1 pseudogene is annotated in these 232 nt (G+C 33.2%); it reads left to right on the top strand.

Features of this window, described 5'->3' with window-relative positions:
- Window positions 1-232: pseudogene (locus tag ACWA1B_RS23720) on the top strand (DNA-binding response regulator); the annotation flags it as partial.

The following is a 232-nucleotide window of genomic DNA, read 5'->3' as shown; positions in this document are numbered from 1 at the left end:
AAAATGATCACAAATGGCGCAAAAGGTTATCTGCTGAAAGATACTTCTCCAGAAATCTTTAAAGAAGCAATCGAATGCGTCATCGAAAAGGGTTTTTATTTTACAGAACTTGTTTCTGGAATGCTAATTAACAAAGTTGGCGGCGATAACAAAAAGATTTCTCTAAAAGAAAAAGAAATTGTTTTTATCAAACATGCCTGCACCGAAATGACTTATAAAGAAATTGCATCAG

This window comes from Flavobacterium xizangense (assembly GCF_054075145.1).
The sequence above is the reverse complement of the archived record's forward strand: the minus strand, read 5'-3'. Positions and strand labels throughout refer to the sequence as shown.